This is a genomic window from Thalassospira sp. HJ, assembly GCF_000948415.1.
Classification (GTDB): domain Bacteria; phylum Pseudomonadota; class Alphaproteobacteria; order Rhodospirillales; family Thalassospiraceae; genus Thalassospira.
This window is the reverse complement of record NZ_JYII01000008.1, coordinates 70,530-88,896: the sequence shown is the minus strand read 5'-3', so window position 1 is coordinate 88,896 and position 18,367 is coordinate 70,530. Positions and strand designations below refer to the sequence as shown.

Annotated in this window: 18 protein-coding genes; 8 read left to right on the top strand and 10 right to left on the bottom strand. The window is 55.7% G+C overall.

Annotated features, from left to right (window positions below; genetic code table 11):
- Positions 1–23 precede the first annotated feature (23 nt).
- Complete coding sequence (gene ctrA, locus UF64_RS05375; protein ID WP_008891622.1) at positions 24–719, top strand: response regulator transcription factor CtrA; 696 nt, start codon at positions 24–26, stop codon at positions 717–719.
- 98 nt (positions 720–817) lie between these two features.
- Here the strand turns inward: ctrA and UF64_RS05370 are convergent, their stop codons facing one another.
- The 7 genes from UF64_RS05370 to UF64_RS05340 form a co-directional block, all read right to left on the bottom strand.
- Positions 818–1,465: an isoprenylcysteine carboxylmethyltransferase family protein gene (locus UF64_RS05370; RefSeq protein WP_044827598.1), complete on the bottom strand. Its 648-nt coding sequence runs from the start codon at positions 1,463–1,465 to the stop codon at positions 818–820.
- Positions 1,466–1,519: 54 nt separating this feature from the next.
- Positions 1,520–2,893 (bottom strand): protein-glutamate O-methyltransferase CheR, encoded by a 1,374-nt coding sequence (locus tag UF64_RS21135; protein ID WP_369792940.1) that lies wholly within the window; start codon positions 2,891–2,893, stop codon positions 1,520–1,522.
- A 9-nt stretch (positions 2,894–2,902) separates the two neighbouring features.
- Positions 2,903–4,558 (bottom strand): chemotaxis protein CheB, encoded by a 1,656-nt coding sequence (locus UF64_RS05360; protein WP_044827597.1) that lies wholly within the window; start codon positions 4,556–4,558, stop codon positions 2,903–2,905.
- Positions 4,559–4,627: 69 nt separating this feature from the next.
- On the bottom strand, positions 4,628–4,993 hold the full coding sequence (locus tag UF64_RS05355) for a PleD family two-component system response regulator (protein ID WP_044827596.1): 366 nt from the start codon (positions 4,991–4,993) through the stop codon (positions 4,628–4,630).
- 82 nt (positions 4,994–5,075) lie between these two features.
- Positions 5,076–5,582, bottom strand: coding sequence for a chemotaxis protein CheW (locus UF64_RS05350; protein ID WP_044827595.1), 507 nt, complete (start codon positions 5,580–5,582; stop codon positions 5,076–5,078).
- 16 nt (positions 5,583–5,598) lie between these two features.
- Complete coding sequence (locus UF64_RS05345; protein ID WP_044827594.1) at positions 5,599–8,304, bottom strand: chemotaxis protein CheW; 2,706 nt, start codon at positions 8,302–8,304, stop codon at positions 5,599–5,601.
- A gap of 141 nt (positions 8,305–8,445) precedes the next feature.
- Complete coding sequence (locus UF64_RS05340) at positions 8,446–9,051, bottom strand: histidine phosphotransferase family protein (RefSeq protein ID WP_044827593.1); 606 nt, start codon at positions 9,049–9,051, stop codon at positions 8,446–8,448.
- 294 nt (positions 9,052–9,345) lie between these two features.
- Here UF64_RS05340 and UF64_RS05335 point away from each other — a divergent pair, with 294 nt between their 5' ends.
- From UF64_RS05335 to moaA, 3 genes are all read left to right on the top strand, one after another.
- A complete protein-coding gene (locus tag UF64_RS05335) occupies positions 9,346–9,531 on the top strand; it encodes a DUF3553 domain-containing protein (RefSeq protein ID WP_044827592.1) in 186 nt (61 codons plus the stop codon).
- A 156-nt stretch (positions 9,532–9,687) separates the two neighbouring features.
- Complete coding sequence (locus UF64_RS05330; RefSeq protein ID WP_044827591.1) at positions 9,688–10,500, top strand: hypothetical protein; 813 nt, start codon at positions 9,688–9,690, stop codon at positions 10,498–10,500.
- 205 nt (positions 10,501–10,705) lie between these two features.
- Positions 10,706–11,704, top strand: a complete 999-nt coding sequence (moaA, locus tag UF64_RS05325; protein ID WP_044827590.1) for a GTP 3',8-cyclase MoaA — start codon at positions 10,706–10,708, stop codon at positions 11,702–11,704.
- A gap of 261 nt (positions 11,705–11,965) precedes the next feature.
- Here the strand turns inward: moaA and UF64_RS05320 are convergent, their stop codons facing one another.
- Together UF64_RS05320 and UF64_RS05315 are read right to left on the bottom strand one after the other, a co-directional pair.
- The gene (locus tag UF64_RS05320) at positions 11,966–12,499 is read right to left on the bottom strand and encodes a DUF123 domain-containing protein (RefSeq protein ID WP_235284972.1); all 534 of its coding nucleotides are present in this window, start codon (positions 12,497–12,499) and stop codon (positions 11,966–11,968) included.
- Positions 12,496–12,990: a glyoxalase superfamily protein gene (locus UF64_RS05315; RefSeq protein WP_044827589.1), complete on the bottom strand. Its 495-nt coding sequence runs from the start codon at positions 12,988–12,990 to the stop codon at positions 12,496–12,498. Before UF64_RS05315 ends, UF64_RS05320 begins: the two co-directional genes overlap by 4 nt.
- 313 nt (positions 12,991–13,303) lie before the next feature.
- Between UF64_RS05315 and UF64_RS05310 the strand changes: the two genes are divergently transcribed.
- The 4 genes from UF64_RS05310 (at position 13,304) to UF64_RS05295 (ending at position 17,446) form a co-directional block, all read left to right on the top strand.
- On the top strand, positions 13,304–13,537 hold the full coding sequence (locus UF64_RS05310) for a BolA family protein (protein WP_044827588.1): 234 nt from the start codon (positions 13,304–13,306) through the stop codon (positions 13,535–13,537).
- 178 nt (positions 13,538–13,715) lie between these two features.
- On the top strand, positions 13,716–14,624 hold the full coding sequence (rarD, locus tag UF64_RS05305; RefSeq protein ID WP_044827587.1) for an EamA family transporter RarD: 909 nt from the start codon (positions 13,716–13,718) through the stop codon (positions 14,622–14,624).
- Between the two features lie 93 nt (positions 14,625–14,717).
- Complete coding sequence (grxD, locus tag UF64_RS05300) at positions 14,718–15,053, top strand: Grx4 family monothiol glutaredoxin (protein ID WP_044827586.1); 336 nt, start codon at positions 14,718–14,720, stop codon at positions 15,051–15,053.
- Positions 15,054–15,250: 197 nt separating this feature from the next.
- Positions 15,251–17,446 (top strand): mechanosensitive ion channel family protein, encoded by a 2,196-nt coding sequence (locus tag UF64_RS05295; RefSeq protein WP_044827585.1) that lies wholly within the window; start codon positions 15,251–15,253, stop codon positions 17,444–17,446.
- 91 nt (positions 17,447–17,537) lie between these two features.
- Here UF64_RS05295 and UF64_RS19600 read toward each other — a convergent pair whose 3' ends face one another.
- Positions 17,538–18,176: a DUF4136 domain-containing protein gene (locus tag UF64_RS19600; protein WP_052657460.1), complete on the bottom strand. Its 639-nt coding sequence runs from the start codon at positions 18,174–18,176 to the stop codon at positions 17,538–17,540.
- Positions 18,177–18,367 lie beyond the last annotated feature (191 nt).

The window sequence follows — 18,367 nt, the reverse complement described above, 5'->3', positions numbered from 1 at the left end:
GAACACGGTAACGGAGCAGAAACATGCGGGTGCTGCTTGTTGAGGATGACAACACCTATGCTGACAGCATCGAATTGATGCTGAAATCAGAAGGCATGGTGATTGACACCACCGACCTTGGGGAAGACGGCCTCGAGATCGGCAAGCTATACGATTATGACATCATTCTTCTGGATCTCATGCTGCCAGACATTGACGGCTATGAGGTCCTGAGACGTTTGCGCGACGCACGCGTCGAAACACCGGTCCTGATCCTGTCGGGTCTGACCGAAACCGAAGACAAGGTCAAAGGCCTTGGCTTTGGCGCAGATGACTATCTGACCAAGCCTTTCGAAAAGACCGAGCTTCTAGCACGCGTACAGGCAATCGTTCGCCGTTCGCGCGGCCATGCCCAGTCGATGATTTCGACCGGCAAGCTTAACGTCAATCTGGATGCACGTACCGTCGATGTTGACGGCAAGCCGCTGCATCTGACCGGCAAGGAATATGGCATCCTTGAACTTCTGTCGCTGCGCAAAGGCACGACACTGACCAAGGAAATGTTCCTCAACCACCTTTATGGCGGTATGGACGAGCCGGAACTCAAGATTATTGACGTCTTTGTCTGCAAATTGCGCAAGAAAATCCAGTCTGCGACCAAGGGCGACAACTACATCCACACGGTTTGGGGCCGGGGCTATGTCCTGCGCGATCCCGACACCAACAGCGCTGCGGCCTGATACCCGGATTTCGGTCTCAGGCCTGCCTGACGCCGCTCCTACAGTGCCCGCTATACGAAAAACGCCCCGGACTGCACCGGGGCGTTTTTCGTTTCTGGTTATGGCAAGTAGACCATCGGAATGATCAGCCCGATTACCTGCAACCGGTCAATCAGCTCAAAGATCGGGATCACCATCAAAAACACCAGCCCGTCGCGCAAGGTCCGCACCAGAAGCTTTGGGCGAACTTCCAGCATTTCCGCATCCTGCCAGACAGTAACCCGTGGCCCGAAACGCGGCACGCGCGCTTTATATTCCGAAAACGACGCACCGAACATTTCGCCCAAGGCGCGCTCTTCACGCAGGATCACCGGCAAGAAAACGGCAAACGCCCCCAGTCCGAACAGCAGAGCTACGAGCAAACTTCCGGTTTGTGCCCCGATGCCGGTCGCACCGATAAAGCTGAACATGTAAAGCGGATTGCGGCTGATCGAATAGGGCCCGGTATCGGTCAACTGACGGGCTTTGCGCCCGCCGATATAAAGCGTGCACCAGGCGCGCCCGAAAATGGCGATGAGGATCAGGATAATCCCGCCAATCTCGACACTTTCATGGGTAAACATCCCCACCCGGGCAAACGATTGCATGAGCGGAAGCGCGCAAAGTACGAAAAGCGTGATGCAGGCAATCGCAAGCTTGCGCCGACGCTGAACACGGCGCAGGTCATTACGCTGGGCAGAAAAGGGGATTGATGCGTTTGAGGTCATTGGCCTTCCCGACATTCAGTTCAACAGAACAGTCGGCAAAGCACCAACTGTCAGCTACTTCTTATCGTCCGGCTTACCAAAACGGGACCGATCAAAGGTCGTGGACGGGCGCGTGGTTCCATTTGAACCGCTTGTATTGCTGCTACCTGTCCCCGGCCGCTGTGTCGTGCCCCCCGCGCCGGCACTGGTTCCAGTTCCAGTGCCAAGCGGACGGCGATAGGTCGACCCGGTGGTTCCAGAAGAGCCAGTCGTGCCTGTGGTACCCGGACGCGTGGCTGAACCTGTACCAGTCGAACCTGACGGTCTGCTGAACGCGCTGCCCGTCGTACCCGTCCCCGTCGTCGGACGGGTGGTCGAGGACGTTGTACCGCCCAGCGGTCGCTGGGTTGATTGCGTGCCAAAGCTCGACGTGCCCGGACGGGTCGTTGCCGTGCCAGTTGTGCCGGTTGTTCCAGCCGCCGGACGAGCCGCCGTGCCGGTCGTGGTACCCGCACCGGTTTGCATGTGCTTTGGTTTCGGGAAGGCCAGTCCACCGGGCGCCGCAGCACCGGCGGCACCCCCGGCAGCAGCCCCTGCCTGCACCTTTTCAAGCGCGGTCAGATCGACTTCCGGGGCCCCCGGACGGTTGAGCTGATAGATGCCACGCTGACGGGCAAGCGGTTTGAACTTGTCGGAAATGCCCAGAACCGTTTCGGCACCACCGAGGAACAGGAAGCCGTCATCTGGCATCAGGGCCGAAATTCGTGACAGAACATCGCTTTTGGTCGGCTGATCGAAATAGATCAGCACGTTACGGCAATAGACGACGTCAAACTGCCCCAGCGGGCGGAAATCTTCCAGAAGGTTGAATTCCTTGTATTGCACCTTGCCGCGAATATCGGCCGAGATCTGCCACTGGTCTTCCTTCTTCTGGAAGTATTTGACCAGAAGACCAATCGGAAGGCCCCTTTGGACTTCGAACTGGGAATAAAGCCCTGCGCGTGCCTTGGTCAGGATTTCGCGCGAAATATCCGTGCCGATAATATCGATGCGCCATCCGGCAAGCTGTGACTTGAACTCGTCAAGGATCATGGCCAGCGAATAGGGTTCCTGCCCCGAAGAGGCCGCAGCACACCAGATGCGCAGGTGCTTTTTCGGCGCACGCGCCTTGATCATGTGCGGCAGAACAACATGGCGGAACTGATCGAAAGGTTTGGTATCGCGGAAGAAGAAGCTTTCATTGGTCGTCATCGCATCAACGACTTCTTCGACCAGATTACGGTCGCCGCCGCGCAGCGCGCCAATCAGCTCTGTCAGGTCCTTGAGTCCCCGCTTGCGCGCAATCGGCATCAGCCGGCTTTCGAGCAGATAAGTCTTATCCTGGCTCAAAACGAGCCCGGACTTGGACTTGATCAATCTGCTTACGAACTCGAAGTCATCCGGCTTCATCATTGTGGGTTAACGACCCCCCGCGAATTTTTTGATATAGGCCGCAATACCGCCAACCGGCAGAACCGCGGAACAGATGCCGGCATGTGCTGCTGCACCTGGCATCCCCCATACAACGCTACTTTGCTCGTCCTGTGCGACGACCATGCCCCCCGCATTGACGACGTCGCGACCACCGAGCATACCATCCTGCCCCATTCCGGTAAGGATTGCAGTCAGAATGTTTCCTCCGTAACTCGCCACCAGACTGCGCAACATCGGATCAACCGACGGACGACAGAAATTCTCGGGCGGGTTCTGGTTCAACATCAGATGCCGATTGCCACCACGCCCTTCTACGGTCATGTGGTAATCGCCGGGCGCAAGGTAAACCTGTCCGCCCACAATTGGCATATTGTTTTGCCCTTCCTGGCACTTCAAACCGGTCAAACGGGTGATGTGCTCGGCCAGAATGGTCGTGAAGGTCGACGGCATATGCTGGGTAATAAAGATCGGCTGGCGCACGCCATTCAGACCGCGTAGGACTTCGAACAATGCCTGCGGTCCGCCGGTCGAGCTGCCAATGGCAATGGCTTCGACATTGATGCGTTTCTCGGGCAGAAGCGTCACACCACCGCGCGTCGATGGGCGCTTTGCCGGGGCCGGCGCGCTGCCTGAACGGGCCTGCTGGACACGTGCGCTTTTCTGCGGCGCAGGTGCGGTCGGGCGTTTGGGTGCTGGTGCGATTCTGGCCGCTGGTGCGGCCTGGGCTGGCCGTGACGGCGTTTTTGGCGTTGCCTTGGCCTGTCCGCCTGCGGCAATGGCCGCATCGCGAATAAGTCGGCCCGGATCACGTGACGGGGTCGTCGCACGCGATGCTTGCGCAGTCGGTGCGGCTGCGGCTTTTGCGGCCGAGGCTGCTGCGTCCGGCGTTGCCGGTGCTGCGGGCTGTGCCGTTGGTGCAGGCTGCTGCGGTTGCGGCGTCTGACGCATCTGGACCGGCTGATGGCGCGGTTGCTGCATCGGACGCGGGCGCAGTTCTGCGGTAAATCTTTTGCGCTGGATACGGCCTTGTTTCTGAAGCTGCTGATGTTCGACCGACATTTCCGCCCGGAAAGTCGATGCCTTGCCATCATCCGCATCACCACCCTCGGTTTTTGCTGCGACGTCATCTGCCTCGGATGCGGCAGGGGTGGGTTCTGGCTCCGCTTCAGCGGCTGCTGCGGCAGCAGCGGCTTGTTCGACCTCAAGCATCTTGCGACGCTGTTCAGCCCATGCCTTGACCTTATCAAGAAGCTCTTCGCGGAAGCCTTCGCCGACATTGAGGTCCTTTGACGAGCTTGGCTTGGGGATATAATCCACCGCACCCAGCGTCATCGCCTGGAAACTGATATCGGCATTTCGTTTGGTAAGGGTCGACGCCATGATCACGCGAACGGTCGGGTCAATCTCCAACAGTTTAGGCAAAGCCGTCAGGCCATCCATGACCGGCATTTCGATATCCAGAACGACGACTTCGATGCCGCCGCCTTCCATCACAGCCAGTGCTTCTTCGCCATTATTGACCGATCCGACGACGTCAATTTCCGCGTCTTCGGCCATCATACGTGTCACAAGCCCGCGCACGATGGCGGAGTCATCCACGATCAGGACTTTGTATGGCGAATGGATAGGCGTTTCTTCCACGTAGTAGCGTCCCCGCTTGATGATGGAGATCAGTTGTTAAAGGCGTGCAGGCATCGTTGGCAAGCAGGCCTAAATCAGGCCGACCTGCTCAAACTTGGCCTGGATGATCTCGCTATCGAACGGCTTCATGATGTATTCGTTTGCGCCAGCGGTAATCGCTTCCTGGATGTGTTCAAGGTCGTTCTCAGTTGTACAGAACACAACAACAGGATCATCGCCACCAGGCGTTGCGCGCAGTTCACGCAGGAACTCAATCCCGCTCTTGACCGGCATGTTCCAGTCAAGCAGAACCGCGTCGGGCATGGACTCAAGGCACTTGTCGATCGCCTCCTGTCCGTCCACTGCCTCAACAACCGCAAACCCGATTTCCTCAAGGATGCGGCGTGCTACCATTCGGATGACTTTCGAATCATCGACGACGAGACAACTCTTCATCGACTTCCTTCTCGCTTATTTAGGTCGTTAAGCCACAATGGCAGGAACCGGGCACATTGCGTGCCCGGCATGGGAACTCAGCCTAACCAGCCTGCTTCACAGAAGACGTGAAATCAAGCAGACGGGTCACATCAAGAATCACCAGAAGCTTCTTGTCGAGACGGAAAATACCGTCCGAAAATTCGCGCCAGCGCGGATCAAGCGTTGCCGGGTTCTGTTCGAACGCCTTTTTCGGAACGCTCAGAACTTCTCCGACCTGATCAACCATCAGGCTGTAAAGCTCGCCGCCTTCATCGACAACGATGCTCATGCCCGGTTCATTGTCTTCCTTGTCACGCAGGCCAAGACGCTTGCGAACATCAATCGCGGTCACGATACGACCACGCAGGTTCAGCGACCCGGCCACTTCTGGCGGCGACAACGGAATACGCGTGATACGTTGCGGACCCAAGACATCCTGAACCGTCAGGACCGGAATACCGAAAAGCTGTTTGCCAATATTCGCGGTCACGAAATCCTGGCTGTCACCACCAAGGTCAAGGGCGCCGCCTTTTTCCTGGCTCGGAACGAGTGCGTTTTTATCGCTCATAGGACTTTTCTCCCGCTTACATGCTGCTCAGTGTCTGGATCAGGGTCGAGACAAGCGCATCGCGATCAAATTTGGCCACGTAGTCGCTGAAACCGACCTGACGACCGCGTTCGAAATCTTCTTCGCTGGTGTGCGAAGACAGCGCAATGATCGGAACTTCGCCCCAGGCTGCATCATCCTGCAACGCTTCGGCAAATTCGAAACCGTTCATGCCCGGCATTTCGATGTCACTAATAATCGCATCAAACAGAACGCCACGGTTTTTAAGGTCCATGGCCTGTTCTGCGTTTTCAACCGCAGTGACGTTGAAGCCGGCAACAGACAGCATCGGGGTCAGAAGGTTACGGAAGAACGGGCTGTCATCGATCAACAGAACACGCTTCTTCTCGCCACCATTGTCCTCGGTGCCGAACCAGTCACTGAATGCCAGTTCAAGATAGTAACCGGCATCAATAAGGTCGGTCGCCTTGCCGTCAATCACGGCGGAACCAACCAGACCATCCTGATCCGCTGTCAGTTCAACATTAAGCACGTCATCCACGATATCGACGATCTCGTCGACGACCAGCCCCATGGTGCGTTCACGATCCTGGAACACAAGGGTCGGCTGACGTCCTTCTGCCTTCATCTGGTAGCTACCATCGATAAAGACAAGAGGCATCAGCTTGCCGCGATACTGGACCAGCGGACGGCCGTTTGAATGTTCGATATTCTCGACATCAATTTCTTCAAGGCGGGCAACAAGTGCCAGCGGAACCGCGCGCACTTCGCTGCCACCGGCCCGGAAGACCAGCATGGAAGTGGTTTCGCGATCAGATGCATCCGCCTTGGCTTTGCCTTCCACGCCCTGCGAACCACCAACGGTGATTTCGCCGGTGCGGGTCGCAATGCCGTTCGGATCAAGGATCATGATCACGCTACCATCGCCAAGGATGGTGTTACCCGAGAACAGCGACAGATCGCGCAGGATCGGCGCCACCGGTTTGACAACGATTTCCTCGGTGTCGAATACGCGGTCGACGATGATACCGAACGAATAGGTACCAACCTGGGCAACGACGATGAATGCTTCTTCATCGACGGATTCTTCGGTTGCTTCGCTGCTATCAAGGCCAAGAATTTTCTTGAGCGTCACCAGCGGCAGCAGACGGTTACGCAGGCGCAGGACCGGCGTATCGTGAATGCGTTCGATGGAATGCTCGGAATTGTTCGACGCGCGAACCAGTTCCAGAACGCTGATCTGCGGAATGGCAAAGCGTTCGCCGCCACTTTCAACGATCAGAGCCGAAACGATAGCAAGCGTCAGCGGGATCTTGATGATGAAGGTTGAACCGCGGCCTTCGACCGATTTCAGCTCAACCGTACCACCGATCTTTTCGATGTTGGTACGCACAACGTCCATACCCACACCACGACCGGAAACAGAGGTCACTTTCTCCGCGGTCGAGAAACCGGCTTTGAAAATGAACTGCTGGATCTGCTGGTCGCCCATGCCTTCCAACTCGCCCTCGGTCGCAAGACCATTGGCAATCGCCTTGGCCTTGATGCGCTCAAGGTTCAGACCACGACCGTCATCGGAAATCTCGATGATGATGTGACCACCTTCGTGATACGCGTTCAAGGTGACCGTACCGGTTTCAGGCTTGCCCGCATCACGACGGCCCGGAATGTCTTCCAGACCATGGTCGGCAGAGTTACGCACCATGTGGGTCAGCGGATCCTTGATCAGTTCAAGAACCTGACGATCCAGTTCGGTGTCGGCACCGATCATCTGCAGATCGATCTTCTTGTTCATCTCAAGCGCAAGGTCGCGAACAATACGCGGCAGCTTCGCCCAAGCGTTGCCGATCGGCTGCATACGGGTCTTCATCACACCTTCCTGAAGGTCGGTGGTGATGTGCGACAGGCGCTGCAACGGCACGGTGAATTCACTGTCATCCTTGCCGCGAACCATCTGCAGGAGCTGGTTACGGGTCAGGACAAGCTCGGAAACCAGCGTCATCAGGTTTTCAAGCAGCTCAACATTCACACGAATGGTCTGGGCTGCGACCGAGCTTTCCTTGGTCTCGCCACGCGGTGCTTCGGCCTTTGCCTTTTCGGCAGGCTTCGGAGCCGGTGCGACTTCCTGGGATTTTGCAGCAGCAGGCGGCGCTGCCGGTTTTGCCGGGGCTTCTGGTTCCGGCTCGGCGGCGGCTGCCGGCTCATCAGGCACTTCGAAGTCCGGATCGTATTCTGCGGCGTCAAAGGCAGCCTGCAGTTTTTCGTCATCCGTCATTTCGACTTCTTCAGCGGGTTCTTCTGCGGCCGGGGCTGCTTCTGCAGCTGGCGCACCACCCGGAATTTCGCCGGTATCTGCAAAGTGGTTCAGACGGCCGATCAGTTCGGCGTCATTGCCGTCCGGCTCAGCTTCGTTCTGCTCAAGCTCGCCCAGCAGGTACTTAATCGTGTCAATCGACTCAAGAACCAGCGTCACCGCGTCTGCAGTAACGACCAGTTCGCCGTCACGAATTTTACCCAGTACGTTCTCGCCAGCATGGGCAACAGCTTCAAGGCGCGGCAGGCCAAGGAAGCCGCACGTCCCTTTAATGGTGTGAACCAAGCGGAAAATGTTGGACAAGATGTCCGGATCATTCGGGTTCTGTTCCAGCTTCACAAGCTCGACGTCAAGCGTCGAGAGACTTTCCGAAGTCTCGGTCAGAAATTCACTTAAAAGATCGTCCATATACCCCCTCCAAATCTCCAACAATCAATTGCTTGTCGGAACTGGAACTCCCATTAAAGCGCCAATTGGCACAAACATACTATACTTCGGTATCTAGGTAGAAGCTATTGCGCCCCATTACCAGACCTGTCAGTTAAATTTTTATCCGTAGATCAATGCAATATTTCCGTCCTGTTGCAAGACCGAAAGCGCTCCACCGCCAAGATTGGCCAGTTTCCGCAAGAAAAACGCCTGCACATTGCGCGGATCGAGTGCATCTGCAGAAACGTCCTTTTCCAGCACATTCATGATTTCCGGGCGCAAGGCAGCGCGTTTGCCTTCTCCCAGCACCGTTACTTTGCCGGAGTCGCGTGTCACGGAAAGCGTTCCCCCGAAGGGCAATGCTTCACGTGCCAGCATAACCATGTTCAATACGATTCGTCCGTGCGATGGATCAATCGGAAGATCCGGCCACTCAAGCGTTACCTTGCCTTCGGCGGCATAGGTATGTTTTGCCGCCTCTCGCATGGCGGTGGTATCGGCACTGCTGCCCGCCCGCCCGAAGGCCAATCTGAAAAGTTGCAGCCGGCGCGCGGCCTCAAGACCGCTTTTGCGCATCAGCTCCAGCGCCTCGTCATCGCCAACCCCATCTTCGCCCATAAGCTCCGCCCCGGCATTGACCGCCCCGACCGGGCCGACAAGATCATGACAGATCCGCGAACTGATCAATTCGATCAGGGTCAGTTCAAGGGTGGCATCCTCTAGCATAGCGCCGGCTCTCCAAGGTCTTTGCGTATCGGTGTGGCACCCTGTCCCCAAAACACGGTGCCCATTGCGAACGGCCGTCACAACCAGACAGCCCGCTCGCAGAAGCCACAAGATTGCCCCCGATATATTAAGAGCTTATTTAGCACACTCGAAAATCAGGCCTTTCAGACCCGGCAAATTTTACCCCTTGGTGATCGCGGACCCTTTTTGCCCCGCCGACATGACAGCCGCAAATTGCGCATACCCCGCAAACGGCCTATATTGAACCAAGCTACACAGGATACAGAGTACCCAATGGATTTCTTGCTGACGCCGGGCGCCATTGTGCGCCATCCCGACCAACCGGACTGGGGACTGGGCCGTATTCAGGCGGTCGACGGGGATCGAATCGCTGTCAATTTCGAAGAAGCCGGTCGCCAGATCATCCGTCCGCGCTATGTCGTACTTGAAATTGTCGAAGCAGCCGCTGGCTACGAATAGGCGATCCGATCAGAAAAGGTCAGGAAGACCGACACTTGGCATACAGATTGCTCAGTTCGTTTTGTTAACGACTTGAACATACAAGATGGACTCTATCAGACGTTGGATAGATGAACCTGACACGAGCACAACAGTCTTAAGAAGGTCTCGAAACCCATGATCGCAGCCAACAAACCACCGCGTGACAGCTTTAAACAGCGCCATCATGTCGCGGCGTTCACCGTGCTGGAACAATTTGCCCAGGGGCTTGTGCATTTCGCCCGCAACCATGGCGGTTCCGTTACCGAAGAACAGATCTTCAAGGCCGTTGATGGCCTGCGCGACAAGGAAGAACTGTTTGACAACGCCTGGGCAGTGCTGGAAGCCGATCTGGAATCGATCAAGGCCCGAGAACATGCCGCTGTCCGCCATGATCCGTTTGGCCGTCTGCTGGTGTCACGCTTTGATCATTTGCTGGAAGGCAACGAAGCCGGCGATACCGAACATGGCGCCCTTTCGCGCACCATCCTGCAGCCCTTCTTCAAGGTCATTCGCATGATGGTCGGCATGGACATGCTTCAGGAAATCGACCGCGAAATTCACGAAATCATCGAAGCCCACGCTGATGAGGACGACGAACTGCGCAACCCGGCTGAATATTGGGATCATCTGGCCAAGGCCCCGGAAGTGCGTTCGCGCATCAATCTGGTCTTTGCCCGCATGGCGCTTCATTTCAGCAACTATGAACACCGCAAGAAATGGCTGATCCAGCTGGTCAATGACAACATGGCCCAGGGCGAGGAACGTTGGGAATTCACCGAAACCCACTGCATCCGCCTGCTTGATGCGCTGTTTTCTGATGTGCGCAAAACGCTTGCTGTGCCCGAACATTCCGCCGAACTGGTCGCCAAAATGGGCAGCGAAGATGTCGCGACCATTCGCGAAGTCGTCAAATGCATTGATGCGGATGTCGCGCGCCTCTCGGCCTGACCCAAGACCTGCATGACAAAAATCAAAGCCGCCTGACGGGACACCGGGGCGGCTTTGATCGTTTTCACCTGACGGAAAGGTGAACGGCCAACTTCGAAACAGACTGGTCAAACCCCGACCTGCTGTGCGACAGTTGCCTCAGAACGATTACAAAGAACGACGATAAAAAGCCCCGGAAACTCAAGAACACCGTTTAAACGCCACCATGACCAAGCCACTGATCGACAAATACGGCAGACATGTCTCTTACCTGCGCGTCTCGGTAACCGACCGCTGCGATTTCCGCTGCACCTATTGCATGGCGGAAAACATGACCTTCCTGCCGAAATCCGATGTTCTGTCACTCGAAGAACTCGATCAGCTTTGCACGGCTTTCATTACGCGCGGCGTGCGTAAACTGCGCCTGACGGGGGGCGAACCGCTGGTGCGCCGGGGCATCATGGATCTGATTGCCAATCTGTCGCGCCATCTCAAGACTGGCGCGCTTGATGAACTGACCATGACCACCAATGGCAGCCAGCTTGCCACCTATGCAGATGACCTCGCCCGCCTCGGCGTGAAGCGCCTTAACATCTCGCTTGATAGTCTGGATTCACAGAAATTTACCGAAATCACCCGCCGTGGCCGCCTTGAACAGGTACTGGCCGGGCTCGAGGCCGCCAAACAGGCCGGAATTTCGATCAAGATCAATACGGTTGCGCTGCGTAACTTCAACGAAGATGAAATGTCACGCCTTGTCGCCTGGTGCGGGAAGGAGGGCTTTGACCTTTGCCTGATCGAAACCATGCCGCTTGGCGACATTGATGGCGACCGCACCGATCAATATCTGCCGCTGACCGCTGTGCGTGAACGTCTGGAGCAGGAATACACCCTGATCCCGTCCGACCATGTCACCCCGGGCCCGGCCCGCTATACCACCGTGGCCGAAACCGGCGGACGCCTTGGCTTCATCACGCCACTGACCCATAATTTCTGCGAAGGCTGCAACCGCGTACGCGTGACCTGCACCGGCACGCTTTATATGTGTCTGGGTCAGGAAGACCACGTTGACCTGCGCGCCGCCCTTCGTACCGGTGACCCGCGTGCTCTTGATCAGATGCTTGATGCAGCCATGGACCTCAAACCCAAGGGCCATGACTTCGTCATCGACCGCAAAGGCCAGAAACCGGCCGTCGGTCGCCATATGAGCATGACCGGGGGCTAAACCAATCGACACTTTTATCCACCCTAAATTTCAAGTATAATTGATCCCAGCCCTCACTAGAGGGGGTTGAAGGGATTTCGCAATGCGAAGCTTTTTTCAGCTCCCAATCTCACGGCGGCGTACCTAGTACGTGCGTCGGAGATGCTCCTTAGGGGCGATCAGGCTAAAGGCTGTACAGTTGGCGAGTAAGTACTAGTTGCTCGTTCCATGAACAAACTAGTTAGCCCCTTTCAAAGTCTCAGGAGAGACCGTTGTTTGGCGCTAATCGGGCTTAGAACCCCAGTGGATATGGTCGGAGATGTAACGTTGGAGTGTCTCTAACCTGACGGCGGCCCCTACCATGGGAAAACCCGCAATACGGTTACCTTGTTGAGGACGTTTCATCGTAGCCTTCAATAAGTGCGTCTGACATAAACTGCAATCGCTACTACCAAAGCCAAGGATCGGAACCTGTGTATCCGGTTCCTGCAAAGCTGCACGCAGATCACACTCATTCCCACCCGGCACGACCAGCACCGAAACAACCCTCCCTGCCCCGTTTGAGGTCAGCTCATCGACATGCCAATGAGGTTTCTTGTCTTGCTTGCAGTGGCGTTTGACGCGTGCAGCAATGCCGCCGGGGCCGTTGGCAGAACCGCAATAAAGGTAGGTTCCCTTGGCAAGGGAGGCACCTGCGAAGCGTTTGTTTTGAAGAGTAAGGTCAGCGCTGAGTTCGATCACCAAAACGTAAGCTCCGGCAACTTTTGGAAGCTGCCGGAGGGTTTCGTCATTTATCTCTTTGATAAAGGTGCTCACGCGTCCGGGGACTCTCCAAGCAACAGATCAATCGAAAGACCGGGGCCTGCCATGCCGTTGGTCAGGACCGGTTCGCAATGTTCATTGATCCGTGCACCAATGCGTTGGCGAAAACCGCTGAAGCGTTTTGAGGCCACCACATCGACCGGTTCATCCAGATGCACCTCGACCCGGAACACACCGGGTGTCGGGGTGGCGGTTACACTGCGAATAAGTCCGGTCACGGCATGACCGAGATAGGACCCGGCAAAGCGTTTGCCGATGCCAAGGTCCGACACACTGGTCGGGATATTGCGCCTTGCCATGGCAATGGCGGTGTTCCAGTCGCGATAGCCGTGGCTTTGCGCCAGAAGTTCCAGCGAACCGGTATGCGAAATATTGACGTCACGCGCCGCCAAGGCTTTGCGCAAGCGTTTTGCTTGTGCCTTGAGCGTTTCGGTCGCATCCGTCTGAATATCGCCAGATGCGATATTAAGCGTATTGGAAGTCATTCGTCGTCTCCACGCAGGAGGCCGGGGGTCCGCATTGCCGGGCCGTACCCTGATCGGGAAACGGTTCCGAAAAATTCATTCAACGCACTTTACCAAAGGCATAGACCTTGCGGACGGCAGGTGTGCGCAACCAGAAGAATGCGTATTAGTGCAATATCGCGCCAAACACAAGGCCTAGGCGTTGTCTGTCATCACCGGATAACGGGCGTTTCACAAAAATTGACAGCCCCCGTGACAACAACATATACCAATGAAAACAAGTCATATCGGCGGTCCCGAATACAGCGTCGATCAACCATAAGGAATATGCGCCATGGCCATGGAAGCCTACGAAATCGAAAGCATGATCAAGGAAGCCCTGCCCGATGCACAAGTCCGCATCGAGGATTTGCGCGGCGATGGCGATCATTACGCAGCAATTGTTGTCTCTGAACAGTTCCGTGGCAAAACCCGCGTTGTTCAGCACCAGATGGTCTATTCCGCGCTTAAGGGTAAAATGGGCGGCGATCTGCATGCGCTGGCCCTGCAGACTTCTGCACCGGACTGATCGCCGATCTCACCACCCGCAAGGCACGCGCCACCACGCACCGCCTTGCCGACCGATTTCAGGGGTCGTTTCATTTCGACCCCTGATGACTTTCAGATCGCACTGAGCTGGTCCAACGTTGTCGCGACCGGTCACAGCCCCGTTCACTGACCACCGCTTAACGTTAGGTCTCGCCCCGATGTCCTCTCAGGAAAAACCGGCATTGATCGGCCCAGGCCCCCTCGCCGGTCTTGGTGCCTTTATCTTCTGGGGCTTTTTCGGCCTGTATTTCAAACAGGTCGCCTTTGCCACCCCGTTTGAAATCCTGTCACACCGGATTGTCTGGTCGGCGGCATTGACCTTGTTGCTGGTCTTTGTTCTGGGCCGGCGCAAAAAGCTGTGGGAGCTGATTTCATCAGCACGCACCCTCGGGCTTTTGTTCCTTTCAAGCCTTCTGGTGGCGGGCAACTGGTTGCTTTACATCTGGGCTGTCACCAGCGCGCATGCCCTTGAAGCCAGCCTCGGCTATTACATCATGCCGCTGATCATGCTGATCCTTGGGCGGATTTTCTTTGCCGAAAAACTCAACCGCATCCAGATCCTGTCGGTGGCGATTTGTGCCGCCGGGGTTTTGAACCTTCTGGTGTTTTATGGCGACATGCCGTGGGTGGCCCTTGGGCTTTCGACCCTGTTTGGCTTTTATGGCGTTATTCGCAAATTCGTCCCGGCCGATCCGATTGCCGGGCTGTTTGTCGAATGCATCCTGATCACGCCGATCGCACTTGGATATCTTTTCTGGATTGCCCATACCGGTGACATGACATTCGGGCAGATCGGGTGGGTCGAAGATGCGCTTTTGATCGGGCTTGGGATCTGCACGACCGGTCCGCTGGTGATGTTTGCCTATGCCGCACGGAATATGAAATTCTCGGCCCTTGGGCTGATGCAATATCTCAATCCGACCATCCAGTTCTTTGTTGCTGTTCTGATTTTTGGCGAGGCCTTTACCGAGGCCCACATGATCACCTACGGGCTTGTTTGGGTCGGGCTTGCGATTTTCACCTGGGACAATCTGCGCACCGCGCGGCAAAATCGCGCCAAGAGTTGACAGAACCGCAGGTTCCAGCCATATCTTCGCCCATAAAAGTTTAATCCGAATTTGCGGCACGAACTGTGCTGCCCAAAGCCAAGGACAATCATTATGACCGACAATCCGGTATTCGAGCGCATCCAGAAAGACGTCAATGACAATGACGTCGTCCTGTTCATGAAGGGTACCGCAATGTTCCCGCAGTGCGGCTTCTCCGCTGCTGTTGTTCAGGTCTTGGCCGAGCTTGGCGTTCAGTTCAAGGACATCAACGTTCTGGTCGATCCGGCGATCCGTCAGGGCATCAAGGACTTCTCGAACTGGCCGACCATTCCGCAGCTTTACGTCAAGGGCGAGTTCCTTGGTGGTTGCGATATCGTGCGCGAAATGGCTGCCAGCGGTGAGCTGTCCCAGCACCTTAAAGACAAAGGCGTTGCCGTCGCTGCCTAAGGCGCGATTGCCCGCATTCAAAACGCGCTGCGCAGGGTGCCTGGCAGCGCGTTTTTTTTTATGCCTGCGCCGCCCCCGAACCCTCAACGCATGCGATCATTTCAAAGCGCTCACAAAACTATTTCTTGATGGTTTGACGCCCACCCCCCATCTTTATGGCATGCTGCTATTTGCGCCACAGGGGGAAGGTCACCGGCATGAAACCAGCAATCAAATCAATGGCATGTTTTGCCACCTTGCTGCTTGCGATCGCGTTTGCGCTGCCCACCCTGCCCGCACAGGCACAAATGGCCGCCGTCACCGCCCTAAGCGGCGCTGATACCCTTGAGGCTGATCCACTTCCCCAAGATGACGTGGTCACCGAGACCTTCAGCTATTATGGTTTCCTAGAAGAAGGCGTCACCCGCACCCAGGCCCGCATTGCCGATACCCTAAGCGGGCTTGATGCCTTTCCGGGTGAAATTGATGATACCGCCGAATTCCTTTCGACCGATTTCGGCCAAAGCGGCCTGATGCGCGTGTTCCTGTTTACCGCGATTTTCGTTGGTGTCGGCATCCTGATCGAGGTGATCTATCGCAGGCTTTCGGCCCCGATGTGCGCCTATCTTGAATCCTCCCACCCTCAGAAATTCTCCGACCGGCTTAAAAACATGGTCGGGCTTTGCGTGCTGTCGCTGCTGTCACTCTTTGCCTTTGCCATAGGATCGCTTGGCACCTTCATGATGTTTGACTGGCCCGAAATCATGAAGGCCGCCGTCATGTCGCTTTTGATGGCGTTCTTTGCCCTGCGCGTTCTGATCATTGTCCTGCAGTTCCTGTTTGCCCCCAAGGCCGAGGGGCTGCGCATGATCAATGTCGATCCGGTGGCAGCAGGTGCTCTGACCAAAAGTCTGACTTGGGCGTCGGGGATTTCGCTTTTTGCCTTTGCGCTGGCTGGCGTATTCAGTGCCGCACCGACGATTATAGCTGGCGACATTATCCTGTTTGATCTTGCGGTGGTGATATCGGTGCTGACCTTTTGCACAGCAATCCTGTGGCTGGGCCGGTTCTTTGCCACTCACGAGGGGACTGGCACCGGTGTTGAAAAAATGGCCCTGCCAACATCGATGGCCCGTCTCTGGCCGGTGATCGTCTGTGGCTGGTGCATTCTGGTGGGCGGCGTTGCCATCATCGGTGCCGAGCGGATTCTCAAGGCGCTTCTCGCCATCGGTTTGGCCTGCCTGTTTGATGTCGTCTTGCGCAACATCATCGAAAGCCAGCATCGCAAGAAACTGCAAATCGCCGAAGACGAAGCCGCCGAACAAAACGCTGCGGCCGAGGCCATCGCCCGTGAACAGGACGAGGTGTTCGAACCCGTCAAGCCCAAGGCACCGGTCTTTACCAAGGTGCTTAAACGCGGGGTGCGGCTTCTGGCACTGGTCTTTGTTCTCGCCAGCATGTGGCGCATCTGGGGCTTTGACCGTTTGGCGCAGTCTGACGATGCCGGGATCATTGCCCGGATCATTGATAGCTCAACCGAAATCATCATGATCCTTTTGATCGCCGATCTGATCTGGTCGCTGATCAAGGCGTTTCTTGATGAACGCATGAGTGCGTCCAATCAGGGCAATGCGGGGGATGAAGGTGGTGGGTCAGGCCTGTCGCGGGTTGAAACGCTTCTGCCGTTGCTTAAGAACTTTGCGCTTACGGTGATCATCATCATGGTGGCGATGGTGACACTGTCGGCATTGGGGGTCGATATCGGCCCGCTGATCGCCGGTGCCGGTGTTGTCGGCCTTGCCCTTGGCTTTGGCAGTCAGGCGCTGGTACGTGATGTGGTGGCCGGGGTTTTCTTCCTGCTCGATGATGCCTTCCGGCTCGGCGAGTATATCGAGGTTGATAATCTGCGCGGCCGGGTCGAAAACATCTCGATCCGTTCCATGCAACTGCGCCATCACCGTGGCCCGCTTCAGACCGTCCCGTTTGGCGAGATTAAATCCATCGTCAACCACAGCCGCGACTGGGTCATCGTCAAACTAGAATTCCGTGTTCCGTTTGAAACAGATGTGAACAAGATCAAGAAACTGGTCAAGAAGCTGGCTGCCGAACTGCTTGAAGATCCGCTGATTGGCGACAGCTTCATCGAACCACTGAAATCCCAGGGCGTGCGCCGGATGGAAGAATTCAACATGGTAATCGGGCTGAAATATACCTCAAAGCCCGGCGAACAATTCACCATCCGCAAAACCGTCTATCAACGGGTTCTTGCCATGTTCAAGGAAAACGGCATCCAGATGGCCTCGCGTAACGTCAAGGTCGACGTCCCGCCAGATGCGACGCCGGAACAAAAGCAGGAAGCCGTCGCCGCCGCAGCCCAGCAGTCGTCCGAACAAATAACTCCCCTCAAGCCTTAAGTCTTAACGGAGAGTAGAAATGTTCAGCGATAGCTGGATCATTCGTCCGGCAACAATATTTGGTTCTTACAACCAAATATATATATCCAAACTAACAATCGCTTTTTGCAGGCACAGTGACCCGACCAGAACCTGATGGAAACTTAGTAAAAATTGCTTCTGTGATCTCGTCTATAACTTCCGAGATAACACCGCACGAACCCGAGCTAACAGCAGAACTCTCATATAATTTCTGCTCTGTTTCAGCGTCAAACAGATCAATGAAAACTGTTCTGGTGTATGTGGTCACATCGTAGCTGTAGGTTGACGACCCCACAACGCCATACATCGGAGCCGTATAGCTCGTCCCGGAGTAACTACCGTACCCCCCACCATAAGAAGAGACTGTTCCCGAGTGATATGTCGTGCCTCCACCGGTTTGCCCATAAATGGGTACGCTCCCGATTTCTGTAGAGGTTTGCGGGTCACCTATACCATAAGTCACAAATGCTAGATAATCAGCCTCATTGGGCAACGAAATAACAAACCCTTTTTCCATAAATCTAGCTTCGAAAATTGGTTTGTATGTTTTCCATTCGAGGCTCTCTGCAAGCTCATCGGGGTACCCAATAACCGCTAAAGTCTTGCCCGGGTAATCATTAGGTAAATCTGAAAAGCTTTGTACAGTGGCTTGAATCCGCACGCATGCTGTTAATAGTAACATGCCCAATATGACCATTAAGATACGCATCTCAGGTCCTTCGCGTCGCCGAAATTGTTACAGACGCCTATATTAGCATTGTCCGCACAACTTAATGCAACCCAAAGTGTAAAAACGCAAAATCATTGCGTTCAATGGAATCCCCACGCCGAGTAAAGCAAAATCCAGACAAACAAAAACGCCCGCTGTTTCCAGCGGGCGTCTTCGTATTGGTTGGTCGC

Excerpts from the sequence above, each read along its gene's own strand:
- ctrA (WP_008891622.1), top strand. The coding sequence starts at position 24 with ATGCGGGTGCTGCTTGTTGAGGATGACAACACCTATGCTGACAGCATC.
- UF64_RS05370 (WP_044827598.1), bottom strand. The coding sequence starts at position 1,465 with ATGACCTCAAACGCATCAATCCCCTTTTCTGCCCAGCGTAATGACCTG.
- UF64_RS21135 (WP_369792940.1), bottom strand. The coding sequence starts at position 2,893 with ATGAAGCCGGATGACTTCGAGTTCGTAAGCAGATTGATCAAGTCCAAG.
- UF64_RS05355 (WP_044827596.1), bottom strand. The coding sequence starts at position 4,993 with ATGAAGAGTTGTCTCGTCGTCGATGATTCGAAAGTCATCCGAATGGTA.
- UF64_RS05350 (WP_044827595.1), bottom strand. The coding sequence starts at position 5,582 with ATGAGCGATAAAAACGCACTCGTTCCGAGCCAGGAAAAAGGCGGCGCC.
- UF64_RS05345 (WP_044827594.1), bottom strand. The coding sequence starts at position 8,304 with ATGGACGATCTTTTAAGTGAATTTCTGACCGAGACTTCGGAAAGTCTC.
- UF64_RS05340 (WP_044827593.1), bottom strand. The coding sequence starts at position 9,051 with ATGCTAGAGGATGCCACCCTTGAACTGACCCTGATCGAATTGATCAGT.
- UF64_RS05335 (WP_044827592.1), top strand. The coding sequence starts at position 9,346 with ATGGATTTCTTGCTGACGCCGGGCGCCATTGTGCGCCATCCCGACCAA.
- UF64_RS05330 (WP_044827591.1), top strand. The coding sequence starts at position 9,688 with ATGATCGCAGCCAACAAACCACCGCGTGACAGCTTTAAACAGCGCCAT.
- moaA (WP_044827590.1), top strand. The coding sequence starts at position 10,706 with ATGACCAAGCCACTGATCGACAAATACGGCAGACATGTCTCTTACCTG.
- UF64_RS05315 (WP_044827589.1), bottom strand. The coding sequence starts at position 12,990 with ATGACTTCCAATACGCTTAATATCGCATCTGGCGATATTCAGACGGAT.
- UF64_RS05310 (WP_044827588.1), top strand. The coding sequence starts at position 13,304 with ATGGCCATGGAAGCCTACGAAATCGAAAGCATGATCAAGGAAGCCCTG.
- rarD (WP_044827587.1), top strand. The coding sequence starts at position 13,716 with ATGTCCTCTCAGGAAAAACCGGCATTGATCGGCCCAGGCCCCCTCGCC.
- grxD (WP_044827586.1), top strand. The coding sequence starts at position 14,718 with ATGACCGACAATCCGGTATTCGAGCGCATCCAGAAAGACGTCAATGAC.
- UF64_RS05295 (WP_044827585.1), top strand. The coding sequence starts at position 15,251 with ATGAAACCAGCAATCAAATCAATGGCATGTTTTGCCACCTTGCTGCTT.
- UF64_RS19600 (WP_052657460.1), bottom strand. The coding sequence starts at position 18,176 with ATGCGTATCTTAATGGTCATATTGGGCATGTTACTATTAACAGCATGC.